This window comes from Candidatus Zixiibacteriota bacterium (assembly GCA_014728145.1).
GTDB lineage: Bacteria > Zixibacteria > MSB-5A5 > JAABVY01 > JAABVY01 > WJMC01.
Window position 1 is genome coordinate 1 of the sequence record WJMC01000050.1, and the last position, 22,119, is coordinate 22,119.

The 22,119-nt window shown below is 49.7% G+C and carries 17 protein-coding genes; 4 read left to right on the forward strand and 13 right to left on the reverse strand.

Features of this window, described 5'->3' with window-relative positions; translation table 11 throughout:
* Window positions 1-224: 224 nt before the first annotated feature.
* The 12 genes from GF404_02815 to GF404_02870 all read right to left on the reverse strand — a co-directional run bounded on the left by GF404_02815 (window position 225) and on the right by GF404_02870 (window position 13,210).
* Complete coding sequence (locus tag GF404_02815; protein ID MBD3381109.1) at window positions 225-1,421, reverse strand: DUF819 family protein; 1,197 nt, start codon at window positions 1,419-1,421, stop codon at window positions 225-227.
* A 26-nt stretch (window positions 1,422-1,447) separates the two neighbouring features.
* Complete coding sequence (locus GF404_02820; protein MBD3381110.1) at window positions 1,448-2,698, reverse strand: homoaconitate hydratase family protein; 1,251 nt, start codon at window positions 2,696-2,698, stop codon at window positions 1,448-1,450.
* 80 nt (window positions 2,699-2,778) lie between these two features.
* Window positions 2,779-3,990, reverse strand: a complete 1,212-nt coding sequence (locus tag GF404_02825; protein ID MBD3381111.1) for a hypothetical protein — start codon at window positions 3,988-3,990, stop codon at window positions 2,779-2,781.
* A gap of 116 nt (window positions 3,991-4,106) precedes the next feature.
* Complete coding sequence (locus GF404_02830) at window positions 4,107-6,386, reverse strand: hypothetical protein (protein MBD3381112.1); 2,280 nt, start codon at window positions 6,384-6,386, stop codon at window positions 4,107-4,109.
* A gap of 76 nt (window positions 6,387-6,462) precedes the next feature.
* The gene (locus GF404_02835) at window positions 6,463-7,119 is read right to left on the reverse strand and encodes a thioredoxin fold domain-containing protein (GenBank protein ID MBD3381113.1); all 657 of its coding nucleotides are present in this window, start codon (window positions 7,117-7,119) and stop codon (window positions 6,463-6,465) included.
* Between the two features lie 14 nt (window positions 7,120-7,133).
* Window positions 7,134-7,313 (reverse strand): zinc ribbon domain-containing protein, encoded by a 180-nt coding sequence (locus GF404_02840; GenBank protein ID MBD3381114.1) that lies wholly within the window; start codon window positions 7,311-7,313, stop codon window positions 7,134-7,136.
* Window positions 7,314-7,315: 2 nt separating this feature from the next.
* Window positions 7,316-7,504 carry a hypothetical protein gene (locus tag GF404_02845; GenBank protein ID MBD3381115.1) on the reverse strand — a complete coding sequence of 63 codons (189 nt, stop codon included), beginning with the start codon at window positions 7,502-7,504 and terminating at the stop codon, window positions 7,316-7,318.
* A gap of 154 nt (window positions 7,505-7,658) precedes the next feature.
* A complete protein-coding gene (locus GF404_02850; protein MBD3381116.1) occupies window positions 7,659-9,290 on the reverse strand; it encodes a sodium:calcium symporter in 1,632 nt (543 codons plus the stop codon).
* A 119-nt stretch (window positions 9,291-9,409) separates the two neighbouring features.
* Complete coding sequence (locus GF404_02855; protein ID MBD3381117.1) at window positions 9,410-10,273, reverse strand: PAS domain S-box protein; 864 nt, start codon at window positions 10,271-10,273, stop codon at window positions 9,410-9,412.
* Window positions 10,274-10,384: 111 nt separating this feature from the next.
* Window positions 10,385-12,502 (reverse strand): ferrous iron transport protein B, encoded by a 2,118-nt coding sequence (gene feoB / locus GF404_02860; protein ID MBD3381118.1) that lies wholly within the window; start codon window positions 12,500-12,502, stop codon window positions 10,385-10,387.
* Window positions 12,499-12,732: a hypothetical protein gene (locus GF404_02865; protein ID MBD3381119.1), complete on the reverse strand. Its 234-nt coding sequence runs from the start codon at window positions 12,730-12,732 to the stop codon at window positions 12,499-12,501. Before GF404_02865 ends, feoB begins: the two co-directional genes overlap by 4 nt.
* Before the next feature lie 10 nt (window positions 12,733-12,742).
* Window positions 12,743-13,210: a metal-dependent transcriptional regulator gene (locus tag GF404_02870; protein MBD3381120.1), complete on the reverse strand. Its 468-nt coding sequence runs from the start codon at window positions 13,208-13,210 to the stop codon at window positions 12,743-12,745.
* Window positions 13,211-13,485: 275 nt separating this feature from the next.
* On the opposite strand from GF404_02870, the gene GF404_02875 reads away from it, so the two are divergent.
* Complete coding sequence (locus GF404_02875) at window positions 13,486-15,933, forward strand: heavy metal translocating P-type ATPase (GenBank protein ID MBD3381121.1); 2,448 nt, start codon at window positions 13,486-13,488, stop codon at window positions 15,931-15,933.
* Between the two features lie 157 nt (window positions 15,934-16,090).
* Here GF404_02875 and GF404_02880 read toward each other — a convergent pair whose 3' ends face one another.
* The gene (locus GF404_02880; GenBank protein MBD3381122.1) at window positions 16,091-18,583 is read right to left on the reverse strand and encodes an AAA family ATPase; all 2,493 of its coding nucleotides are present in this window, start codon (window positions 18,581-18,583) and stop codon (window positions 16,091-16,093) included.
* Window positions 18,584-18,775: 192 nt separating this feature from the next.
* On the opposite strand from GF404_02880, the gene GF404_02885 reads away from it, so the two are divergent.
* The 3 genes from GF404_02885 to pckA all read left to right on the forward strand — a co-directional run bounded on the left by GF404_02885 (window position 18,776) and on the right by pckA (window position 22,107).
* The gene (locus tag GF404_02885) at window positions 18,776-19,567 is read left to right on the forward strand and encodes a hypothetical protein (GenBank protein MBD3381123.1); all 792 of its coding nucleotides are present in this window, start codon (window positions 18,776-18,778) and stop codon (window positions 19,565-19,567) included.
* Between the two features lie 63 nt (window positions 19,568-19,630).
* Window positions 19,631-20,278: a glutaredoxin gene (locus GF404_02890; GenBank protein MBD3381124.1), complete on the forward strand. Its 648-nt coding sequence runs from the start codon at window positions 19,631-19,633 to the stop codon at window positions 20,276-20,278.
* A 239-nt stretch (window positions 20,279-20,517) separates the two neighbouring features.
* A complete protein-coding gene (gene pckA, locus GF404_02895; GenBank protein ID MBD3381125.1) occupies window positions 20,518-22,107 on the forward strand; it encodes a phosphoenolpyruvate carboxykinase (ATP) in 1,590 nt (529 codons plus the stop codon).
* Window positions 22,108-22,119: the final 12 nt, after the last annotated feature.

A 22,119-nucleotide genomic window follows, 5' to 3' on the forward strand; every position in this document is an offset into this window, starting at 1 on the left:
ACGACTGCGTGTCCATGTCATTGCAGGGAGTGCAGGGACGAAGCAATCTGATACATCAAGCGCGCCGAGCTTCTTGCAGTTGCTCGCGATGACAGGAGTGTTACAAACAATCGTCAGGTGACAATTCAGGCTCAGGAGTCTGAATCAATACCTGGCGCACATGTAAACAGTATAACAACAGATCAGAGTGACTCAGCCAGTCATGTTCTAAAATCAAGCAAGAATCAATGTACTATAACTGAAACCTGCGAACAGAGGAATGCCGCCAGAAGCGCGGCATAGGTGCCGATACCGTAGCCGATCAGGGCCATCAGGATACTGACAGGCACCAGCGAAGCTTTGTGATAGGCCGCCACGATCGGCGCTGAAGCGGCGCCGCCGATATTGGCCGCCGACGATATCGCCGCGGTATGGACATCGACTCTGAAAATCTTGGCACCCAGCAGACAGAACCCGCCGTGAATGAAGACCCAGATGTACGCGCCCACTATAAACCAGGGGGCCTGGCCCAGCATCCGACCGACCTCGGCTTTAGCGCCGATATTGGCCACGAACAGATACACCAAAGCCATCGCCAGGTTGTGCGAACCGGGGATTTTCTTGGCAGGGGTGAATGACGCCACCAGGGCCAATGAGGTTATCAGAAGAATCTTCCATGTATTACCGGTCAGGACCGGTTTTACTACCGGGAAATAGACCGAGAGCTCACCCGCTATGAAAGCAACCGTGAAACCGATCGCCAGCAGGTAGAGGTAGTGGCGCATCTCGACTTTACCCTTGTCCTGGGTGATCTCTTTGGCGGCCTGCTCCATCAGGCGCAGACGATCCTCGGGGACATTGGTAAAGCGGTTGAACCATCCGGCCAGCTTCTTGGAGTTAAGCATGATCGGCAACCAGATGATATAGACTATATTGTCGGCTAAAGCCGCCAGACCGAACATCGAGGGAGGTGTATGCACGCTTTCAGCCACCGCCGCCATATTGGCGGTACCGCCGATCCAGCTTCCGGCCAATGCGCCGAATCCGGTCCAGGCCTCGGGAGGAAGCGTCCCCGCCACAATGCCATAACCGATCGGTGCGCCGATGACCACGCCCAGCGTGCCGAACAGCATCACGAATATACCTTTGCCCATCACCCTGATAGCCCCGCCGACATCGACATCCAGCATAAGCATCACCAGAAACAACGGCAAAACCACCGCGCTCATGAAATCATAGACCGGGGATCTGTTGGGGATCACGCCGACATTGGAGAGAACCAGCGGGATCATGTAAATAAACAGAAGCGGTGGAAAGGAATTGAACAGGCTCCACTGAGTTTTCTTTTCGAGCCAGAAAAAGAACCCGCAGATCGCTGACAGAACCATCAGGACCCCGACGGGTGATGAGATGATTGCGGTTGGAATTTCGACTTCAGGCATCTATCCCTCCCAAGATAAATTTGTTATCAAATTTCCCGCGGGTCGGTGATCGTGCCGGTCAGGGCAGAGGCCGCCACTGTGGCCGGGCTGGCCAGGTATACGAAACTGTCACGGTTGCCCATACGACCACGGAAATTGCGGTTGGCGGTCGAGATTATCTTCTCATCCTTAGCCGGTACGCCCATATGGGCGCCCAGGCAGGGTCCACAATTGGAGTTGGTGAAATATCCGCCGGCGTTCATGATGGTCTCGACATGACCCTGTTTCATCGCCTCCATAAAAACCTGCTGTGAGGCGGGTGTGACCTGGAAACGGACGCCCTCGGCCACTTTCTTGCCACGCACTATCTCAGCCGCGATGGCGATATCCTCCAGGCGGGCGTTGCAACATGTACCCAAAAACGCCATATTGACCTTTTCACCGCTCATTTCGCTGACGGGGTGAACATTGTCGACCGTATGCGGGCAGGCGACCTGCGGTTCGAGAGTGTCCAGATCGATCGTCATCTCGGTTTCATAATTGGCGTCGTCATCGGGATAAACCGGCTCGAAATCCATCTTTGCACGAGGCTTGACATAATCCAGTACCATCTGGTTGGGACGGATATAACCGTTTTTGGCACCCATCTCGACCGACATATTCGAAAACACAAAGCGCGAATCGAAACTGAACCTGTCCAACGCGTCGCCATGGAATTCCACCGACTTGTACAAAGCTCCATCGGCTTTGATTGTGCCGATTATCTTGAGGATGATATCCTTGGTGGCAACCGGTTCGGTCAGCATCCCATTGAGCGTTATCTTGATCGATTCGGGGCACCTGAGCCAGATTTGACCGGTGGCTAAAACGACAGCCATCTCGGAACGGCCTATACCCGCCCCGAATGCTCCCAACGCGCCGTAGTGGGTGGTATGAGAATCCGAGCCGACCATGACCTTGCCGGGCAGTACAAAACCTTCCTCGGTCAGGACCTGATGACAGATCCCGCGGTTGACGTCATAGAAATTCTTGATTCCCTGCTTCTTGACGAATTCACGCACGGTCTTATGATTTTCGGCATAAGTGGCGTTGGCGGCCGGGGAGCAATGATCCAGTACGATCACATGGATATCCGGGCTGTGGACTTTGTCGACTCCGATTTTGTAGAAAGTGTTGGATATGTCGGCGGTGTTGTCATGCGACATAGCCACGTCAGGCGCGATCTCGCAGATTTCGCCCGGTTTTACATCGTGCCCCATCTTATTAGTAAAAATCTTTTCAGCAAATGTCTGTCCCATAGTTTCTCCTAAGGCTTAATCTCAATGGAGTTTGTAATATATACGCAGGCAGAGGCGATGTCAATCAACTCAAGCAGGGGCTAAAGCTTTTTCTGGAGCAGTTTTTTGAGTTTTGCGGGTTGTGTTTTTGTGACTTCAGCTGATTTCATATTAGAGAATCCGGCCATACGCTTTATCGCCCGGGAGATTTCGGTGATCAGCCTGTCAGTCAGTTTGACATGGTCTTCGATTTGAATCAGATGAAAGATCAGTTTGTTCGCTTTGCGATCAGCTTTGGGATCGATTCGTCCGATGAAATCGAAACCATACAGAATCGGCATTACGTAATAGCCGAAATTGCGCTTTTTCCTGGGAGCATAAACTTCCCAGCGGTAATCGAAACAGAAGATGTTCGAGATCATATCGCGGTTAAAAAGCAGGTTGTCGAGAGGAGCCATAAAACGCACTCGCTTGTCCGGTTTATATGACGAAATCGGCTGAATCCGGTCGAGATCGATTTTGCGGATTACATAAGCTCGCTTCATGTCTTCAATATCGAGATGAACTATATCGCCGTTTTTAACATGTGGCTCGATCAGTTTGCGACGATCGACTGCCTTCATGCGCATATTGCCGAAGCGATGATAGCTCAAATCGCCGAGGATGTAGGTTCGCAGATGCTTGTTTAGCATGAATTGGCGATACTGTTTGAGTGACGGCATTCTGCGGTCGACTTCAGGTGGCAGGACATTTTCCGGGAAGTCGTAATAACGCTGACCGCTTTCGCGAAAGGCGGTCATAAGCTGACCTGAGTACCACAAAAAATCGAGGGCGATGGTGGTGTTCTTCAAACCTGACCCATAGCCCCAGGCCTGCTTTTTGGAGGATTTGAAATACGAGGCCGGGAGAGGTCCCTGTTTGCGGATGATACGTTTGACCAGGCTGATCTCCGGTTTGAATTTCTGCCAGTTGTGGCTGAACTCTTTTCCGATCTCCCTGTGGCGACGGCGATGGTAGCGGTATTCCGAAGTCGGCACAAAGCACATCGCGTTGTAAAAAGACTCGATCAGTTTTTTCTGGTTGTAGGCGATATCGGTCAGCATCGCGGGCCGGTAATTATCGAAACGATTATGCAAAACCAGGTCCTGGTTGCGTTCGATGATCCTGAGTGTATCCATCTGCATACATTCAAGCGGGGCGATATGGTCGTATTCAACGGTTGTGACTTTCTGGTGCGGTTTAAAGCGGTGGATAAACCTGTCGAGCAGAAAGCGTTTGAGATGCTCGCGGTTGATTGTGATTTTTTCTGTCATATCTGTCAATTGCTATCGATCGAATTTACGATACCTTGCCATACAAATCTGATTTGTCAGGTCGCAAGCAACCTGATCTACAGAAGATATGATAGCCTGAAACAGTAGACAATCATTTAATCGATATGGCAGAGAACCGCGTGATACGGATTGAAATGGATCTTCTTCGGCTTGGAGGGCAGAAGCGGAGTGATGAAATCCTCGCTGTCTCCGCCGACCCAGAATTTAAAGAATGTGTGAGTTTCGTTTTCCATCTCCACCACCATCGGCATAACCATCTTGAACTCAGGCGGAACATCCTCCTGCTCGACCTGCACAGTCACTTGATATTTACCATCGATTTCCTCGACCTCGTAATCCGTCTTGTATTTTGGTATTTCGGTGCCGTAAACCCATTGATCGAAAAACCAATCCATATCCATTTGAAAATACTTTTCCGCAAGCTGTTTGAAATCTGTAGTGGTAGCAGTTTTGCCGCGGAAAGTTCTGACATATTCCCGCATCATACGAATAAAAGCATCGTCGGCGTGACGGTTGTAATCATGCAGCATCATCCTGAGCATATGCAGGATGTATGCTCCTTTTGAGTACACTATGGTCTGATAATCGGAGGATTCCAGCGAGGATAATCTTGCTCCCAGCCAGATCGCCCCGGCCTCGGAACCTTCCGACCAGTCCAGACCGGTCCCGCCACCTTTCTGCGTGACATCATCCTGCCAGGCCTCCAGCATCTCCAGAAATCTCTTGTTGTCCTGGTCCTTTTGCTGCATGAACCAGGCACTGGTGTATTCGGCAAAACCTTCTGATAGCCACTGATCATGGTAAGTGTCCCAGCCGACTATATTGCCCCACCATTGATGCGAGACCTCGTGGGCGCGAAATGCATCAGTCTCAAAACCCTTAGCGGAGGCATCGGTCTCAAAACTGAGCCATCCCAGGTGCAAAAACCCGGGAAAACTCTGGCCGTGATCTCCCGGGATTTCTGTCACAACCAATTCCTGATAAGGATAATGTCCGAACGTGCTGACATAGAATTGCATTGCCATGGTAACATCGGAAGCCGTAACCTCGAGCATATCCGCGGAAAACAGACGGCCGACGTGTCCTGGATCAGAGCGGTAGATTGTTATTTTCGGCAGGCCGGCTTCTTCGACTACTTCGGTTTCGAAGAGACCATAGTTGAAACCAAGCATTTTGATCGGTTCGCTGACATTCCATTTGGTGTAGAGGTAATCATCTGTTTCGGATTCATGCGTCTTCTTGCCCACTGATAGAAATTTTAGATGTCGAGGAGTTTGGTAGGTTAAATCAAATGTTGAACGAACTGACGAGCCGACCCTGGGGTACCATCCGGTAGGTGCTGTTATATAGAAATCTCCCCAGGTTGTTTTCTTGATGACATCATCAGAATTCATAAAGAAACGCAAACTTGCAGTGTCGCCCGCCATAAGAGGTTTATTCAACATAACCATAACCCCAGAATGATCTTCCAGCTTGCTGAAAAACAACCTGATGTTGGTAGCACTGAAAACAGAATCCACAATCATGTCAGAACTCAATCCAAATTCGGCTCTATAGAGGCTGTCTCGCTGGCAGACGAAATTAACGGTAGCATCCACATGAATATCTGTATTGTTTTCGATTGTGCTGAATATCTGATAGTGAGTCGGGATTATGGAATAGACCTGTTCGCGATGATACGGATCGTTGTCCGAAAGGTAGTGTTCTCTGGGGAAAAATTTTGTAACAGGATGAAAGATATTATAGCCGCTATATCTTCTGTGTTGGTACAGGCAGATGCTTTCCGTCAATGTGGGATCGTCGATAAAGTAATATCGATCCCGGTTGTCGATTACCGCCATCAAAAAAGGTGATTCCGAGGAACTCAGCAGTTTCGGCATTATATCTGCGGGCAGATCATAGCCATAATCCATTAACAGCTTCACCGCTCTTTCGACCCAGTTCTGCTCTCTTTTGCTTCTCTCGGATTCTTTAGGGGAGCCTAACGGGAACAGTTTCTGTGCGTAATCCGGACTTAAGAAAAAGATCGCTTTGTCGAATTCATGATCGAAGACTTCGTCGCCTGTAAATCTTTTCAGGATATATTTCTCGGGTTTTACCGGAGGTTGAAGGCGGATTTGCCCATCACCTTTAAAAAAGAATCCGTAGCGCTGTCCGTAGACTGCTGCAAAGGGTGTCACGGTTCCCTCTTTAAGATGAAATATGGCGGTATCGCTTTTGAATCTATAGTCTCTTACTTTGATTGAGTGCTCGAAATCGAGTTCAGGGTGTTTGAGGCTGTCATATAGCTCCCGGTAGAAATCACTGTTGTGCCTGGCAAAAGCCAGACTGCATAATAATAGCAGTAACACAATACTTGTGATTACATTGCGCATAAAAACTCCCTGTGCGGATCGTTGTCTGTTGGTTCTACAATATAGACGATCGAGAATGAGAATCGTAGGGAAAAAATCAGGTTTTTTTGTCAGAAATGAACTCCTGAAGATTTATCGTCGAGTCGAGATACAGCTGTTTTTCGAGATATTCAAGCGCGCGGTTAACCTGCTCGTAGCTTTTCTTACCGCTCAACCCGAACAGAAACTTATCCTGTCCACCGTGATAAAAAAGCAGGCTGGGGAAACCGCTGATGCCAAAGAAATCGGCGGCACTGGATTCACGGATCTGGCGACCGCCGTACTCGATTATCTCGCGCGAGTCGGCATTGATCACAACCGGGACGACAGGCATTGAAATCGCACGCTGAAAATCGATCAGGCTTAGAACCTCATTCTCGAATTCACGGCAGGGTGGGCATTCTCCGGCTGTGAAATATACCATGGCATAGCTTTTTAGCTGGCGCGCATTTTCGAGACCTCGCTCGAGGTTGTCCCAGTCTTCGAGTATACTGGCAGAATCAATCGACTCGGTTAAAGCTGTTTGATCATCTGGTGACTCCATAGAATCGGTTTTCAGGCTGTCGTTACCCGATCCGATCAGTGGAGGCGGTTTTTCCTCGGAAAGGACTGTCAGACCAACCACGATGATCGCCACACCGACCAGAATTGCCAGAAGCCAGACGATTTTGGGGCTGTAATAGGGATTTTCGTTTTTTTCAGGCTCACGGCCCATTCAGCTCAGACACCTCATGTGAAATTATTGCAGGACGCGCCGCTTTTGGTCGATCCTCCCGCCGATGAAAACATCGAGAGTCTCTTTTCGGTTTTCTCTGATTTGCACCTGGGGCAGACCACTTTTTTATCACCGTAAACCAGTTCTTCGAACTCGTGATTGCAGTTACGGCATCTGTATTCAAACATCGGCATATTTAATTCTCCCTTTTCGACGGTTTGATAAAGGCGATCACAGCACCCACCATCCCGCCGTAGAGTGTGGAAGGCAATGGGTTGGCGGTAATCGGGCAGGTTCCGGACTGGCATCCGACCAGCTTGTAATACAGGTAACCTCCGGCAAGACCGGCGACTATAATCGCTGTTTTTATTATCCAGGCCTTCATAATTCATTCTCCTGACTTCTTCTGAGTTTAGACAGATATCGAGCGGAAAAGATTCAAAAAAACTAATCTTTTGCCAAAGTCCGTCTCAGGCAGAAGACCAGAAGAAAGGTTAAACCGCCCCAGTACAGGAGCATAAATACCCAGCCGAAAGTACTCATTTCTGTTCGCCTCCCTTTAGGTTATTCTGTTCGAGCTGTTCATCGGAGATATCCAGTTTACCCTGATGGCGTTTCCAGGCTTTGTAAACCAGAAAACAGATCAGCGCGAACAACAGAAGCAGTACGATCCTGATTCCGAGAATGTACGGCTTATTGGCGGGGTCGAGCGGATTTCCAGCCGGATCGGTCCTCATCAGGATGACATCGAACCAGTTCTGGTAGAGCCAGACCGCCAGGATTATCATCAGAAAGAGCGGAGTAATATACTTGATTACAATCCTGAAAAATCCGGGTACTTTGATTTTAGCCGCCTTGTGAAGCTCTTTCCAGGCCCTTTTGGAGGCAAACACCCAGCCAAACAAGAATATCTCGATCAATGCGCCCAGTACGATAATGAAATTGGCGGCCCAGAAATCGAGATCGTCCATGACACCGTATTTCAACAGAAAGATAGCCGGCTGGCAGAGTACAAACATCAAAGCTCCCAGCATAATCACCGCTTTACCCCGCGGGATATTGAACTCGTTTTCGAGAAATGCGATGGCCGGCTGAGCGATCGAGATCGAGGATGTCACCCCGGCTAAGAAGAGCATGAAAAACCAGATAAATCCGAAAACCACTCCGCCCGGAATCTGCTGGAAAATCAGTGGCATGGTTACAAAACCGAGGGTGAACGATCCGGAACCGGCGATTTCCTGCACATGGGCCGGATCTGGACCGAAAAAGACAAAAGCGGCCGGGATGATAATTGAACCTGCCAGTACAACTTCGGCGAACTCATTGGCGGTTCCCGAGGTCAGCCCGGAAAGGGCGACATCGTCCTTGTTGCGAAGATAGCTGGAGTAGGTGAGAATCACACCCATGCCTACCGAGAGGGTAAAGAAAACCTGCCCGGCGGCCGCCAGCCATATCTTGGCATCAGTCAGCCTCGAAAAATCCTGGTTCCAGAGATATCCCAGGCCATTTACCGGGGTAGCCAATGCAGATTGCCCCTCAGGAGGAGAGAGTGTTAAAACCCGAACCATTAGAATAACAGCCAGAATGAACAAAGTTGGCAGGGCGATATTACATACTTTTTCGATACCTCCCCTCAGGCCGTAATAAAGAACCGACATATTGATCAGGAAAGTCAAAACGAAAAGCCCGTATGTGATGCCGAAATTGCCTCCTTCTGCCACTCCGATATACTGGCCCATGAAGGTGCTGATCTTTTCGACCTCATTGACCGCATCTACCTGCGGCATCTGCCCGAAAATCGTGTACAGGCTGTAGCCGAGAGTCCAGGACTCGATGTAGCAGTAATAAGTGAAGATAACCAGCGGTCCGAAGATCGCCATGACTCCGATATACTTCAAGATGCCGGCTTTGGGTGCGATAGCCTGAAAAATACCCGGGCCGGAATTGTGTCCGAATTGCCCGCCGAATCTTCCCAGCGTCCATTCTACCCAAACCAAAGGAATACCGACCACCAGCAGAGCGACCAGGTAAGGTATCATAAACGCGCCCGGACCATACATCCCGGCCTGGCTGGGAAAACGCAAAAAATTGCCCAGTCCCACGGCCGAACCGGAGACAGCCAGGATCACCCCGAGCTTGGTGCCCCAGCGTTCGCGGATAGTTTTCGGCATCGGTTGATCGTCCTTTCTGTTTGCGAGGTCAATCCCTGGATCAGTCTAAAATTGTATGAATTAATCAGTCTGTCGGCAAGAAAAAACTGACTCGCCGTTGTTCAGAAGCGAGCTCTTGATCAAAAACTGGAAGGTTCGGGAAAAGTTTTCAGCCCCGGAGCGTGCTCATCCTGGGCATTGAGCAGATTCTTTTCCGACTGCTGAAAAGCTGGATCAATCAAAAAACAGGCGATCGCTATCATCTGTTCTTTCTCGTCAACCAGCGGGCAGGTGGTCAGCCTCATCCTGAACGGTTCACCGTCGGCCCGGCGACAAAGAATCTCAGAATCGAAACCGCCCTTTTTGGTCTTATTGATAATATGATCCTGGATTTCAGTCGGATCTATTCCGGATATGAGTTTCGACAAAGGCTGTCCCTTCATCGGTTTGAGCTCGATTTTAAGCAGTTTTTCCGTGCTTTTGTTAAAATACAGTATTTTTCCCCGCGAATCGATTTTAATGATTGGAATCAGGGCTGATTCCACGATTGTGGAAAGCTCCTTGATCTCCCGCTGGGCTTTTTTCTGCTGACTCAAGTCGACTATATAGACGAGCAGAGAGGGACGACCCTCATAATTGATTCTGACAGATTTAAGCAACACATCGATCGGCTGGCCGTCTTTTTTAACCATGCAGATTTCATATTGAGCTGGAGGATTCTGGCCCGAGATGCGCTGATAAGCACGTTCCTTGACCATATCGCGCAGTTCGGGATGGATGAAATCCCAGATCTTCATAATTTTATACTCTTCCTCTTCATAGCCGAGCATCTCTTTAAAACGGGGATTGGCGAAAACGATATGATCATCAGCGTATATCAGGATACCGACAACGCTGTTTTCTACAAGGGTTTGATACTTGCGCTCTGACTCGACTACCATCTCCCGGACGATTTCCTGAATCTGGGAACTGTCGATCTTTTCGCGAAAGAATCCTGATGACATAGCTACTCCGGGGCTTGTTGTTATGTAATGGGCATTTTCTGTTTATATCGGACAATTTACAGTAAGATTAAGCCAATTGCAGAAGATGTTGTTGTTTCAGGATGATGCGGTTCAGTTCAGGCCGATTATCAGACCGCCCTGATAAACTATGAACGCGAACAGCCAGGCCAGGGCGAGCTGATACAGCACCGAAAACACCATCATACGGTTTCCGGCCTCCCGTCTGATAGCTATCACCGTGCCAAGGCAGGGAGTGTACAACAGCACGAACACCATAAAGGCGTATGCGGTCAGAGGGGATATACTGTGTTCAGGTTGCTTGAGTTCCTCGGCCAGAGTGACCGATTCGCCGTCGACCTCGTCGTTGATCTGGTACAGCACTCCCAGGGTTGAAACCACGATTTCCTTGGCGGCAAATCCTGTCAAAATCGATACCCCCAGTCGCCAGTCGAACCCGAGCGGCTCAATCGCCGGAGATATTGCCTGACCGATTCGGCCAATCATTGAGTATGTAAGTTGTTCCTGCCGGTACTGGGCCTGATTTAAAATTTCGACTTGATCAGGTGATGGTGTGTTGACTTCTAAAACATCCGGACTCAGTCGGGGAAAATATCCGAGCGCCCAGATGACCATGGAAGCGATCAGGATTACGCCTCCGATTTTGCGCAGGTAAATCGAAGCCCGTTCCCACATATGCATGACGACGCTTTTGACCGTGGGTATGCGGTACGGCGGAAGTTCCATCACAAACGGCGCGACTTCCTGCCTGAAGAGTGTCCGGCGCAGTATCTGGGCGACACCGATGGCGACAGCGATTCCCAGGAGATAAACTGAAAAGATTACGTTACCGGCCTGCTGGGGGAAAAAAGCCCCGGCAAAGAGGACGTAAACCGGTAACTTGGCAGAACATGAGATCAGCGGAATCAGCAGGATAGTCATCTTGCGATCGCGCTCCGATTCAAGTGTCCGGGTAGCCATAATCGCCGGCACCGAACAACCGAAGCCCATGATCATCGGGATAAAGGATTTGCCGTGAAGGCCCAGCGCATGCATCAGCTTATCCATTAAGAAGGCCGCCCGCGACATGTATCCGGAATCCTCCAGAGCGGCTATCCCCATAAACAGGATCATGATATTCGGAAGAAATACCAAAACCGAGCCACACCCGGCAACGATACCGTCGACAATCAGGCTGGAAAACCATCCCGCCGGCAGAATTCCGCCCAGCCATCCCCCCAGCATTCCGACACCGGTTTCGATCCAATCCTGAGGGTAGGCACCGATCACGTAGGTGGCCTGAAAGATCAGCCAGATTAAAAGCAAAAAGATCGGGTAGCCCATAAGTTTGTGGGTCAAAAGCGCGTCTATCTGTCGCGAATGCTTCATCCGGTCACCGATCTCGGTTGTCATAACCTCTCGCAATATCCCGGTGATATAACCATAACGGCCATCGGTCAGGATTACTTCCGGGTCTTCGCCGGTTGCCTTATGGATATGACGAACTTTCTTGCGGATGCTCTTCTGGAGCATCTCCAGTTCTCCCGGGTCGGTGATGAATTTCGATTCGGTGGTCAGGTCACCCTCTAGAAGTTTGACCGCCAGCCAGCGTTTGCTGGGGCAGATCCCGCAGCTTTTACACTTATCAATGTTGGATGTCAGATCGACCACGAGGTCCTCGACATGGGAGCCGTAGGTTACCGGCGCGTGGCGATGCAGGTAGGCTTTATCCTCGTGTAGATCTACCGCTGATTTGAGAAGCTGGTCGATCCCGGTACAGCGATGACCTACGGTACTCACAACCGGGGCTCCCAAAAGCTGTTCGAGTTTGCCGGTGTCTATGCGCACACCCATCTTCTGAGCTTCATCCCACATATTGAGAGCGATTACCATATCGCACTCCAGTTCCAGAAGCTGGGTGGTCAAATACAGATTGCGCTCCAGATTACCCGAATCGACCACATTGATAATCACATCCGGCCGGTAGTCGAGGATATAATCACGGGCGACTTTTTCATCGGTGGAATAAGCTGTCAGGCTGTAAGTGCCGGGCAGGTCGATAAACTCGATATCGTAGCCGCGGTAACTGGCGTGACCGGTTCTTTTCTCTACTGTAACTCCGGGATAATTGCCGACTTTCTGGCGTGAGCCGGTGAGGGCGTTGAAGATCGAAGTTTTGCCGGAATTGGGATTTCCGGCCAGGGCGATCTTGAGAGTCTTGGATCCCATCACTTACAATCTATGCAATGAATTCGAATCAATTCCGCCTCGCTACGGCGCAGACTGATATGACTGCCGTTTAAGGCAAACTCAACCGGATCGCGAAACGGTGCCGTCTTGACCATGGTGACCTTTTCTCCCAGATGGAGACCCAGGTCCAGAAGGCGATGGCGCAGGCGGCCATGACCGCCGATCCTGGTAATAATACCGGTCTTTCCCGGCTGTAAATCCAGTAGGGTCATGTCCCGGCTACTACTTTCCCGATGTCTCGGATTCCCTGTTGTCATTCTCATATTGATTTAATTCTGTCCTGAATTTTTCCAGAAATCCAGATTCTCGTGTTAACGATCTGTCGAGTGAGTTTAAAAGCAATGTCAGACGCCTTAATGTCTCCTTGCCGAGACCATGTTCCATGTAACAGGCTTCTTTCTCCGCGATTTTATCATCGACCTGTAAAATCTCGGTCAGGAAGCGCTTTAATGTACGATGAACCCGGTAGATCTGCTGGGCCCGTTCACGTCCGGAATCGTGCAGAATAATTTTGCCATAGTGCTTCTGGTGCAACAATCCGATATCCTGCAAACGGTTGATAGCCGTGCGAGCAGTTGGAACCGAAACCTTGCGGGCCCGGGCTACATCGGAGACACCGACCGTATCCAGCTTCTGTGACAGCCGAAAGACCGTCTCCAGGTAATCTTCAATTCGAGGCGTTATTTTCATAAGTCTCTCACATTATAAGATTATACTAACTTTGTCAACTGAGTTGTTTGAATTTCATATTGTTTTTGTGAAAAATGTTAGTACACTGCTCGGAAGAACTGGCTGTGCCGTTAATCGAAAACGAGATATGCGTTTTTTAGCCTTTATTTAAGTGTTTCTCATCTCAAAACTGGTGAAATCGCATTCGATGCCGATGATCCTGAATTAATGACCTTTACGAGGGGTGCTTCGGAACAAATCTGTTGCGTCAGTTTTATACCCAGAGCGGAGAATCTATGGTAGAAAAAAGCAACAGCAAAATTCAAACGGCAAACCTGAGGGTGGACCGTATCAGTTGCCAGGGCTGTGTGAATACAATCGAGAAAAAACTGGCCGAACTTCCGGGCCTGTCGAAAGTTCACGCGCACCTGGCTGACAGCCGGGTGGAGGTCGGTTTCGAGCCGAACAAGATTTCCCTGGAGGAAATTCGCAAGCGTCTGGATGAATTGAATTACACGGTTGAGACTTCGCGAATCACTCTGGATGTGGAAGGGATGCATTGCGCGTCATGTGTTTCACGTATTGAGAAAGATCTTGACAGTTTTCCGGGAATCATGTCTGCTCGCGTGAACCTGGCCGAAGAGACGGCCCAGGTGGAGTATCTCGATTCGATGACCGACATCAGCCTGATCTTGAAGAAAGTCGAGGACAGCGGTTATCATGCCAGGAAGGTCGAAGATGAAAAAGAGGTCGCGCAAAGCCAGGATACCTACCTCCAGAAGCTGAAGTTGAGGTTCAAGATCGCCCTGCCGTTATCGGCTCTTATATTTGTTTTATCGCATTTGCAGATGCTCGGGATCAGCAGGATCCCGGAAAACGTGCTCTTTCCGATCCTCTTAATTCTGGCAATACCGGTTCAGTTTTATTGCGGGAGCGGATTTTATCGGGGCTTTTTTAAGTCGCTAAAAAGCTTTTCCAGCAACATGGATACCCTTGTAGCCGTGGGGACATCAGCCGCTTTCATATACAGCTTGATAGCTACTTTTTATCCCGGTCTGATCTCCGGGGGGGGACAACAGGTGGCAGTATACTACGATACCGCGACGATGATCATTACCCTCATTCTGTTCGGCCGGATCATGGAAAATCGTGCCAAACGGTCAGCTACGCATGAGATAGAAAAACTGGTCGAGTTGAAAGAAAAGACCGCGCTGGTTGAAAGGGACGGCAGTAAGCAGGAAATACCTGTAGCCGATGTCAGGCTGGGTGATACAGTGATTGTTAAGCCGGGACGAAGACTGCCCGTTGACGGAGTTGTGATTTCGGGAAGATCCGCTCTGGATGAATCGGCTTTGACCGGTGAATCCTTGCCCCGTGAAATCGAGGCAGGCCACGAGGTCATGTCCGGTTCGATTAACCTGACAGGTGTTTTCAAGTACGAGGCCAGGACGGTCGGTGCCGATACCGCGGTCAACCGGATTATAGAATCCGTGCGTGAGATTATCAGCAGTCGTGCGCCGATCCAGAGACTGGCCGACAGGGTGGCCTCGATTTTTGTGCCGGTGGTAATTGTGCTCGCGTTGATCGCTTTTACACTCTGGATGACTCTGCCGCAGGAACCGGACTTCACTTTTGCCATGTTAATCTTTATCGCCGTCTTGATCATATCATGCCCCTGCGCTCTGGGGCTGGCCACACCGACCGCAATCATGGTTGGCAGTGCCCGTGGAGCGCGCGAGGGAATCCTTATCAAGTCAGCGGAGATACTCGAGCGGACCCATGGAATCGATACCGTAGTCTTCGACAAAACCGGCACCCTGACCGTGGGACAGCCCCGGGTTGAGAAAATTGTGTCACTGGGATCGTATCCTCGAGAGGAAATCCTGAGATTGTCTGCCTCGCTCGAAAACGCCTCCGATCATCCCCTGGCCAAAGCTGTTATTCGTTCTGCACATGAGCATGAGCTCGAGCTTGTCGAGGTCGAAAATATCGAATATATTTCAGGTAAGGGATTGAAAGGGGAAGTAGAACAGTACGAGCTTCATCTGGGTAACCGCGCATTTTTAAAAGATGAGGGTATAGCATACAAAGAACAGACAGAAAAAATCAATCAGCTCCAGAATGAAGGAAAAACGGTGCTTCTGGTAGCCATCGATTTCAAACTGGAAGCGCTGATTGTAATCGCTGACCAGGTTCGTTCCGACGCTTCGCAGGTCGTGGAAAGGATCATATCTTCCGGCCGTGAGGTCTGGATGCTGAGCGGGGATACCAAGACGGCGGCGGAAAGTATCGCCGGTCAGCTCGGTATTGAAAATGTCATGGGTGAAGTTTTGCCGGAGGAAAAAGCCGCCCAGATCAGGTCGCTGGCCGACCTGGGAAAACGAATCGCCATGGTTGGTGACGGGATCAACGATGCTCCTGCGCTGGCTGAAGCCGATGTCGGTATTGCCCTGGCTGGCGGAACCGAGGTCGCGCTGGCATTCTCGGATATCACGATTTTGGGTGATGATTTAAAAAACGTGCCAAAAGCTCTCAGCCTCTCCGAACGTACCTTGAAAACGATCAAACAAAACCTGGTATGGGCTTTTGGCTACAATGTCATCGCTATTCCACTGGCGGCCGGTGCTCTCTATCCCTGGCTGGGAATTCTTCTGTCGCCTGTCGTGGCTTCGGCCGCAATGGCTTTCTCATCGGTGTTCGTGGTCACAAATTCACTTCGCCTGCGCACTATATCCTACGAATAAAAAAAGCCGTCCACAGGGACGGCTCATACGTTAGCAACTTGGAATACCAACTATTTTTTTTTGAGGGCTTCTTAGCTGGTTCTACCACCTCCTTTCACTTACTATTAAATAGTACGGCAGTGTCGGGAGGCTCTGCAACATAAAACATTACATTATTTTATTTTTTCTTTTTTTTGTCCTGAGGCTTTTCCTCTCGTAACGCCAAAAGTTTTTTCTCTTCGTGCCTGCGAGTCAGTTTAGCCATCTGCTCGAGCTTTTGATTCACTCTGTAGAATACTGAATCCTTTGTGAATTCCCCCTTTGCATTACGTTTGCCGGCCGGGATACCTGTCAAAAGTTCGATACCTTCCTCAATTCTCTTGATCGGGTAGATATGGAATTTGCCTTTTTCGCAGGCTTCGACGATCTGGTGATCGAGCATCAGGTCGGGTACGTTTGTATGCGGTATAAGCACGCCCTGAGTACCCGTAAGTTTCCTGCTTTTACAGACCTTGAAGAAACCTTCGATCTTTTCATTGACTCCACCGATCGGCTGAACATCGCCGTTCTGGTTCAAAGATCCCGTTACGGCCAGATCCTGCCTGAGGGGTATGTCACCCAATGCCGACAGGAGCCCGTACATCTCGGTCGAGGAAGCAGAATCGCCGTCGATTCCGGAATAACTCTGTTCAAAACAGATGGAGGCATCGATCTGCAGGAGTTTGTCCTGTGCAAACATCCGCCTCAGATATCCCTCGAGGATCAGGACACCTTTATTGTGAGTCTTGCCCGATAGATCGGCTTCGCGTTCGATATTTATGATGCCCTTGCGTCCCAGCGCTGTCGTCACCGTAATCCGCACCGGTCGGCCGAAAGCGTACTCGCCCAGGCTGAAAACAGACAGGCCGTTGATCTGGCCGACCTGTTCGCCTTTGACATCCACCATCAGGACCCCTTCATCATAAAGCTCCTGCAGTTTGTCCTCGGGCATATTGACCCGCTTGATCCAGCTTTTAATCGCTTTTTGAACATGATCGTAGTTGACCAGTTGCTGATCATCCTTGCGTGCCCAGTAATTGGCCTCGCGGATCATATCCGCAATGACGTTAAAGCGAGTGGAGAGCTTGTTAGTTCTGCCACCCAGGCGCACCCCGAATTCAGCCACCGCCGCCATGCCGCTCCGATCGAAATGATGGAGATGCTCAGTACTGCAGATCTTGTTAATGAAGATGGCGTATTTCTGGATCGTCTCCTTGTTCTTTTCCATGACGTAATCAAACTCAGCCTTGACCTTAAATATTTTGCGGAAATCTTCATCATAGGCCGAGAGCATGTAATAAAGATTCTGGTCGCCGATCATGACGATCTTGATATTGGCCTTGATCGATTCAGGTTTCAGGGCTGAAGATGAGGTCAGGTAAAAAGGATCGTAGTTTTGAATCTGGATGATATTGTTTCTTAACATGCGCTTCAAATTCTGCCAGACTCCCGGTTCGACCAATACGTCGATGGCGTTGACAACCAGAAATCCACCGGTAGCTCGCAAAAGCGAACCGGCTTTGATTTTGGTGAAGTCAGTTCTCATAGCTCCGCGGATGGCGTTGTAGTCTCGCTCGATCACACCGAACAGGTTTGTGAAAGTCGGATTGGTTTCGGTTATGATCGGACGCCCTTTTGTCTTGCGGTTGTCCACCAGCAGATTGGCGCGATACGGCAGGAAAGGGTCACGCTGAGGTTGCTGGGGCTGACCGGGAATTATCATCTGGTTGGAAGAGGATTTCTCCTTTTGCAAAAAATCATCCAGGTGTTCCATGATATGATTGGCGACCTGGTCCAGATGCAGGTCGACATCGGTTGAGTCGTAATGATCTTTGATGTCATTAATCAAAGTGTTGATAAACGGCTTGGCAGTGGTCCGGCTCAGTTTTTTCAGTTTTTCATCCAGCTCGGCGGCCATGTCTTTGCCTTTTTTAAAGACTTCCTCCAGCCGGCCCTCGAGCTCGTGGTACTTATCGATGAACTGCTGTTCGACTTCTTTCGGGATCTTGTCCTCCTGTACCAGGACAGACAGCTCCTCAAATGATATCGGCTTGCCATCGAACAACGGTTGCAGGTCGAGTTTCGGGTATTGTCCGACCTGTACCTGAACCAGGGCGAAGTTTTCTTTTTTTATCTCTTCCTGAAAATTCTCCAAAAGGCTTTTCTGTAGATCCTGGTACTTGCGCACTATGTTTTTGCGCTTGTTTTTAAACATATCGCTTTCGAATAACTGCCCGAGGTTTTCGGAAAGGTTGTGAATCAGCTTTTCCATGTCTTCGCGAAAACGGAATCCCATGCCGGCCGGAAGGTAAATCACACGCGGGCGGTCGGTGTCCTGAAAGTTGTAGACGTACAGAAGATCCGGTGGGGGCTCAGCAGAACTCTCCAGCTGTTGCAGCAGTTTCTTAATAGTAGTGGTGCGCCCGGTTCCGGCCAGGCCGGTGATAAATATATTGTACCCCAGGCTGTTGACCTCGAGGCCGAGTTTGATCGCCTCAACCGCGCGAGTCTGCCCGATTATTTCCTCCGAACTCTCGATCTGGCCGGAGGATTCGGCCCTGAAAACGTCCGGGTTGCATTGCCATCGCAATTTATCTACAGGTAAACTTTTTAACTGCTTTTTTGATGCCATCTTCACTCCTTTGGTTTATCTCCATAAAACGACATAATATTATATCTGTTCCATTTTCACAATCTGTTTTTCAACCATAAGCCACGGTTGATATATATCTTGTGATCCGGGCTTTTATTTACTACCATGGAACTTTCAGTTGTTTTAGACATTCATAGTCGTTAAACATGGATAACCGCAAAGAAGGCTCCGATGGAAGTTAAGCAGTTGAATGAAATCGTCACCAGCGCCGGTAAGATTGCCCTGGACTACTTTGGCAAAGTCGATGTCTCGTACAAAGAGGACCGCAGTGTCGTGACTCAGGCCGACCTGGAGGTAGAAAAATTTCTATACGACAAACTGACCCGTTTGATTCCGGGAAGTGGTTTTGTGGGTGAAGAAGGAACATCGGATAAAGCTGATGAGTCAGATTATTTATGGCTGGTCGATCCGATCGACGGGACCTCCAGCTATATCTACCGTCTCCCGATCTGGGGCGTTTCGGTCGCCCTGTTCAAGTCCGGACAGCCATGTATGGCGTCGCTTTACTTCCCGGTTATAAATGAACATTACTGGGCCGATGAAAATTCTGCCAGTCTCAATGGCGAGCCTCTCAAGCCACTGGAAACGAATCGTGAGGTTCGTTCTGAATCATTTATCTGTATTCCATCCAAGCGTTATTATCGATGCCAGATGGAAATCCAGTTCAAGGCGCGTTCATTCGGTTCGAGCTGTTATCATGTCTGCCAGGCGACCCGGGATTCCGCTTATGCCACGATTATGGGTGACTACAAGATCTGGGATCTGGCCGGCGGAGCGGTTATCGGGGCGCGGACCGGCTCCCTGCTTTTCGATATGGAAGGCAATGAGGTCAGCCCCGGCAGTCTGATCGCCTCTCCCGATAAGATGCCGACGCTCGTCATTACACATCCTGACCGGGTAAGTAACCTTCTGGACCGTATCCAGGTACGTCAGGTTGATGTGAAAAAAACTGGCCAGTTGTGAATCGTTTTACGATAAATCATGTCTAAACACATAAATGCAGTTTAAAAAGGAGGAAAAACAGTTATGAAATATATAAATGAAAAGGATGCGGAAACTCTCAAGGGCATGTTTACCAGCCTTGAAAATGACGTCAACCTGACATATTTCAAGCGCGATGAAGACTGTGAAACATGTCCGATCGCAGAAGAGCTTCTGACCGAGGTCTCTTCGCTGTCTGACAAGCTCAAGCTGACCGTCAAAGATGTCGATGCTGACAGCGATTCCGCCCAGAGCTATGGCATTGACAAGGTCCCGGCGCTGGTTGTGGAAGGCAGTCAGGACAGGGGTATTCGTTTTTATGGCGTGCCCTCAGGCTACGAATTCAATTCACTTTTAAATGCCTTTATGCTGGTATCACGCGGGGAGGCGACACTTCCGGGGGTAATCCGTGATGATCTCGATAAGCTCGATGATGATATTCATCTGCAGGTGTTCGTCACACCCAACTGCCCGCATTGTCCCAGCGCGGTCAAGACCGCGCATAATTTTGCCATGTATTCGGATAAGGTACGAGCCGATATGATAGAGATCTCTGAGTTTCCGGACATGGCTAAAAAATACGAAGTCATGAGTGTGCCCAAGATCGTTATCAACGAGGAAGAAGATTTCGTGGGGGCTCTCTCCGATGTGCAGTTTCTGGAAAAAATCATGGCGTACGGCAGCAAAAGCTGATTTGTTACCCTCCTGATTCAAATAGATACCGTCCGTTTTACGGGCGGTATTTTTTTAATGTTGTAATCTGTATCGCTTTTTGTTAATTCTTACAGGCACCCTGTGAGGAGTTTACCGGTTTTGCCAATAAATAGATTAGTTGATTAATAACTGCAAAGCCGGCCGAACCATGGATTCTGATTTTTGTTATATGTAGCTGATATTGTTTTAATCATTATAATAATTGGCAGGGAGGCGCCATGAGTACGACAGAAAAGGACCTTTGTTCTCTCGGAATAACTAATGTTACACAGATTTACTGCAACCTTCACACACCTGCACTCTACGAACGGGCCATCCGCCGGCGTGAGGGCGTCCTGGCGCATCTGGGCCCCCTGGTAGTTCGTACCGGGCATCATACCGCAAGGGCGGCCAATGACAAGTTTATTGTGCGGGAAAACACATCCGAAAACCTTGTCTGGTGGGGAAAGGTCAACAAGGATTTCAGGGAAGAGGCTTTCGAAACTCTTTACCGCAAGTGCCTGGCGTATATACAGGGGCGCGAGTTATACGTCCAGAATGTTTTTGCCGGCGCCGATGAGAATTTCCGCCTGCCGGTGCGTGTGATCACTGAGGAAGCCTGGCCCAGCCTTTTCGCGCGCAATATGTTTATTAAACCGCAAGAACATCAACTGAAAGATTTCAAACCCGAATTTACCGTACTGCAACTGCCCCATTTCCATGCTAACCCGGATCATGACGAGACCGCCTCGGAGGCTTTTATTGTTCTCCACCTGGGTAAAAAGATGGTCATCATCGGTGGCACCGCCTATGCCGGTGAGATCAAGAAATCGGTCTTTACCACTATGAATTTCCTTCTGCCCCAAAAAGATGTGCTCTCGATGCATTGTTCGGCCAATATCGGCAGTGATGACGATGTGGCTCTCTTTTTCGGCCTGTCGGGAACCGGAAAGACTACGCTTTCGGCTGATCCGGAACGTCGCTTGATCGGCGATGACGAACATGGCTGGTCGGATAACGGCATATTTAATTTCGAGGGCGGATGCTACGCCAAGGTGATCGGGCTGTCAGCCGAAGCCGAGCCGGAAATTTTCCAGACCACGCGCAAATTCGGCACAGTTCTGGAGAACGTTGCTATCGACGCTGACACTCGCGAAATCGATTTGGATGATGATGCCCTGACCGAGAACACGCGCGCGGCTTACCCGATCACGCATATACCGGGAGCAGTTGTCGACGGCAAGGGCGGTCATCCGAAAAACATCATATTTTTGACCACTGACGCTTTTGGTGTAATGCCTCCGATTGCGAAGCTGACTCCCGAGCAGGCGATGTATCATTTTATTTCGGGGTATACGTCCAAAATCGGAGGGACGGAAAAAGGTCTCGGCAAGGAGCCCAAGGCAGTCTTCTCGGCATGTTTCGGTGCACCGTTTATGGTGCTTCACCCAAATGAATATGCCCAGCTTCTGGCCAGGAAGATCGAACAGTATGATGTCGACAGCTGGCTGGTCAATACCGGCTGGAGCGGAGGTCCCTACGGTGTCGGCGAACGGATGAAGATCCAGTACAGCCGTGCGGTAGTCAAGGCCGCCCTGACCGGCGCACTCAAGGACGTCGAGTACGTCAAGGACCCGGTGTTTGGCTTTGATGTGCCAAAGACCTGCCCGGGAGTTCCCGAAGAAATTCTCGATCCAAAGAATACCTGGAAAGATCCGCAAGGGTATGATCAGAAGGCTCGCGAGCTGGCTGAAAGGTTTAACCAGAATTTCAAGGACTATGAAGACAAGGTGTCGGACGATGTCAAAGCGCAGGGACCGAAGATTTAGCAAAATCTTGCT

Coding starts and splice junctions, on each gene's coding strand:
- GF404_02815 (MBD3381109.1), bottom strand. CDS start 1,421: ATGCCTGAAGTCGAAATTCCAACCGCAATCATCTCATCACCCGTCGGG.
- GF404_02820 (MBD3381110.1), bottom strand. CDS start 2,698: ATGGGACAGACATTTGCTGAAAAGATTTTTACTAATAAGATGGGGCAC.
- GF404_02825 (MBD3381111.1), bottom strand. CDS start 3,990: ATGACAGAAAAAATCACAATCAACCGCGAGCATCTCAAACGCTTTCTG.
- GF404_02830 (MBD3381112.1), bottom strand. CDS start 6,386: ATGCGCAATGTAATCACAAGTATTGTGTTACTGCTATTATTATGCAGT.
- GF404_02835 (MBD3381113.1), bottom strand. CDS start 7,119: ATGGGCCGTGAGCCTGAAAAAAACGAAAATCCCTATTACAGCCCCAAA.
- GF404_02840 (MBD3381114.1), bottom strand. CDS start 7,313: ATGCCGATGTTTGAATACAGATGCCGTAACTGCAATCACGAGTTCGAA.
- GF404_02845 (MBD3381115.1), bottom strand. CDS start 7,504: ATGAAGGCCTGGATAATAAAAACAGCGATTATAGTCGCCGGTCTTGCC.
- GF404_02850 (MBD3381116.1), bottom strand. CDS start 9,290: ATGCCGAAAACTATCCGCGAACGCTGGGGCACCAAGCTCGGGGTGATC.
- GF404_02855 (MBD3381117.1), bottom strand. CDS start 10,273: ATGTCATCAGGATTCTTTCGCGAAAAGATCGACAGTTCCCAGATTCAG.
- GF404_02865 (MBD3381119.1), bottom strand. CDS start 12,732: ATGACCCTACTGGATTTACAGCCGGGAAAGACCGGTATTATTACCAGG.
- GF404_02870 (MBD3381120.1), bottom strand. CDS start 13,210: ATGAAAATAACGCCTCGAATTGAAGATTACCTGGAGACGGTCTTTCGG.
- GF404_02875 (MBD3381121.1), top strand. CDS start 13,486: ATGGTAGAAAAAAGCAACAGCAAAATTCAAACGGCAAACCTGAGGGTG.
- GF404_02880 (MBD3381122.1), bottom strand. CDS start 18,583: ATGGCATCAAAAAAGCAGTTAAAAAGTTTACCTGTAGATAAATTGCGA.
- GF404_02885 (MBD3381123.1), top strand. CDS start 18,776: ATGGAAGTTAAGCAGTTGAATGAAATCGTCACCAGCGCCGGTAAGATT.
- GF404_02890 (MBD3381124.1), top strand. CDS start 19,631: ATGAAATATATAAATGAAAAGGATGCGGAAACTCTCAAGGGCATGTTT.
- pckA (MBD3381125.1), top strand. CDS start 20,518: ATGAGTACGACAGAAAAGGACCTTTGTTCTCTCGGAATAACTAATGTT.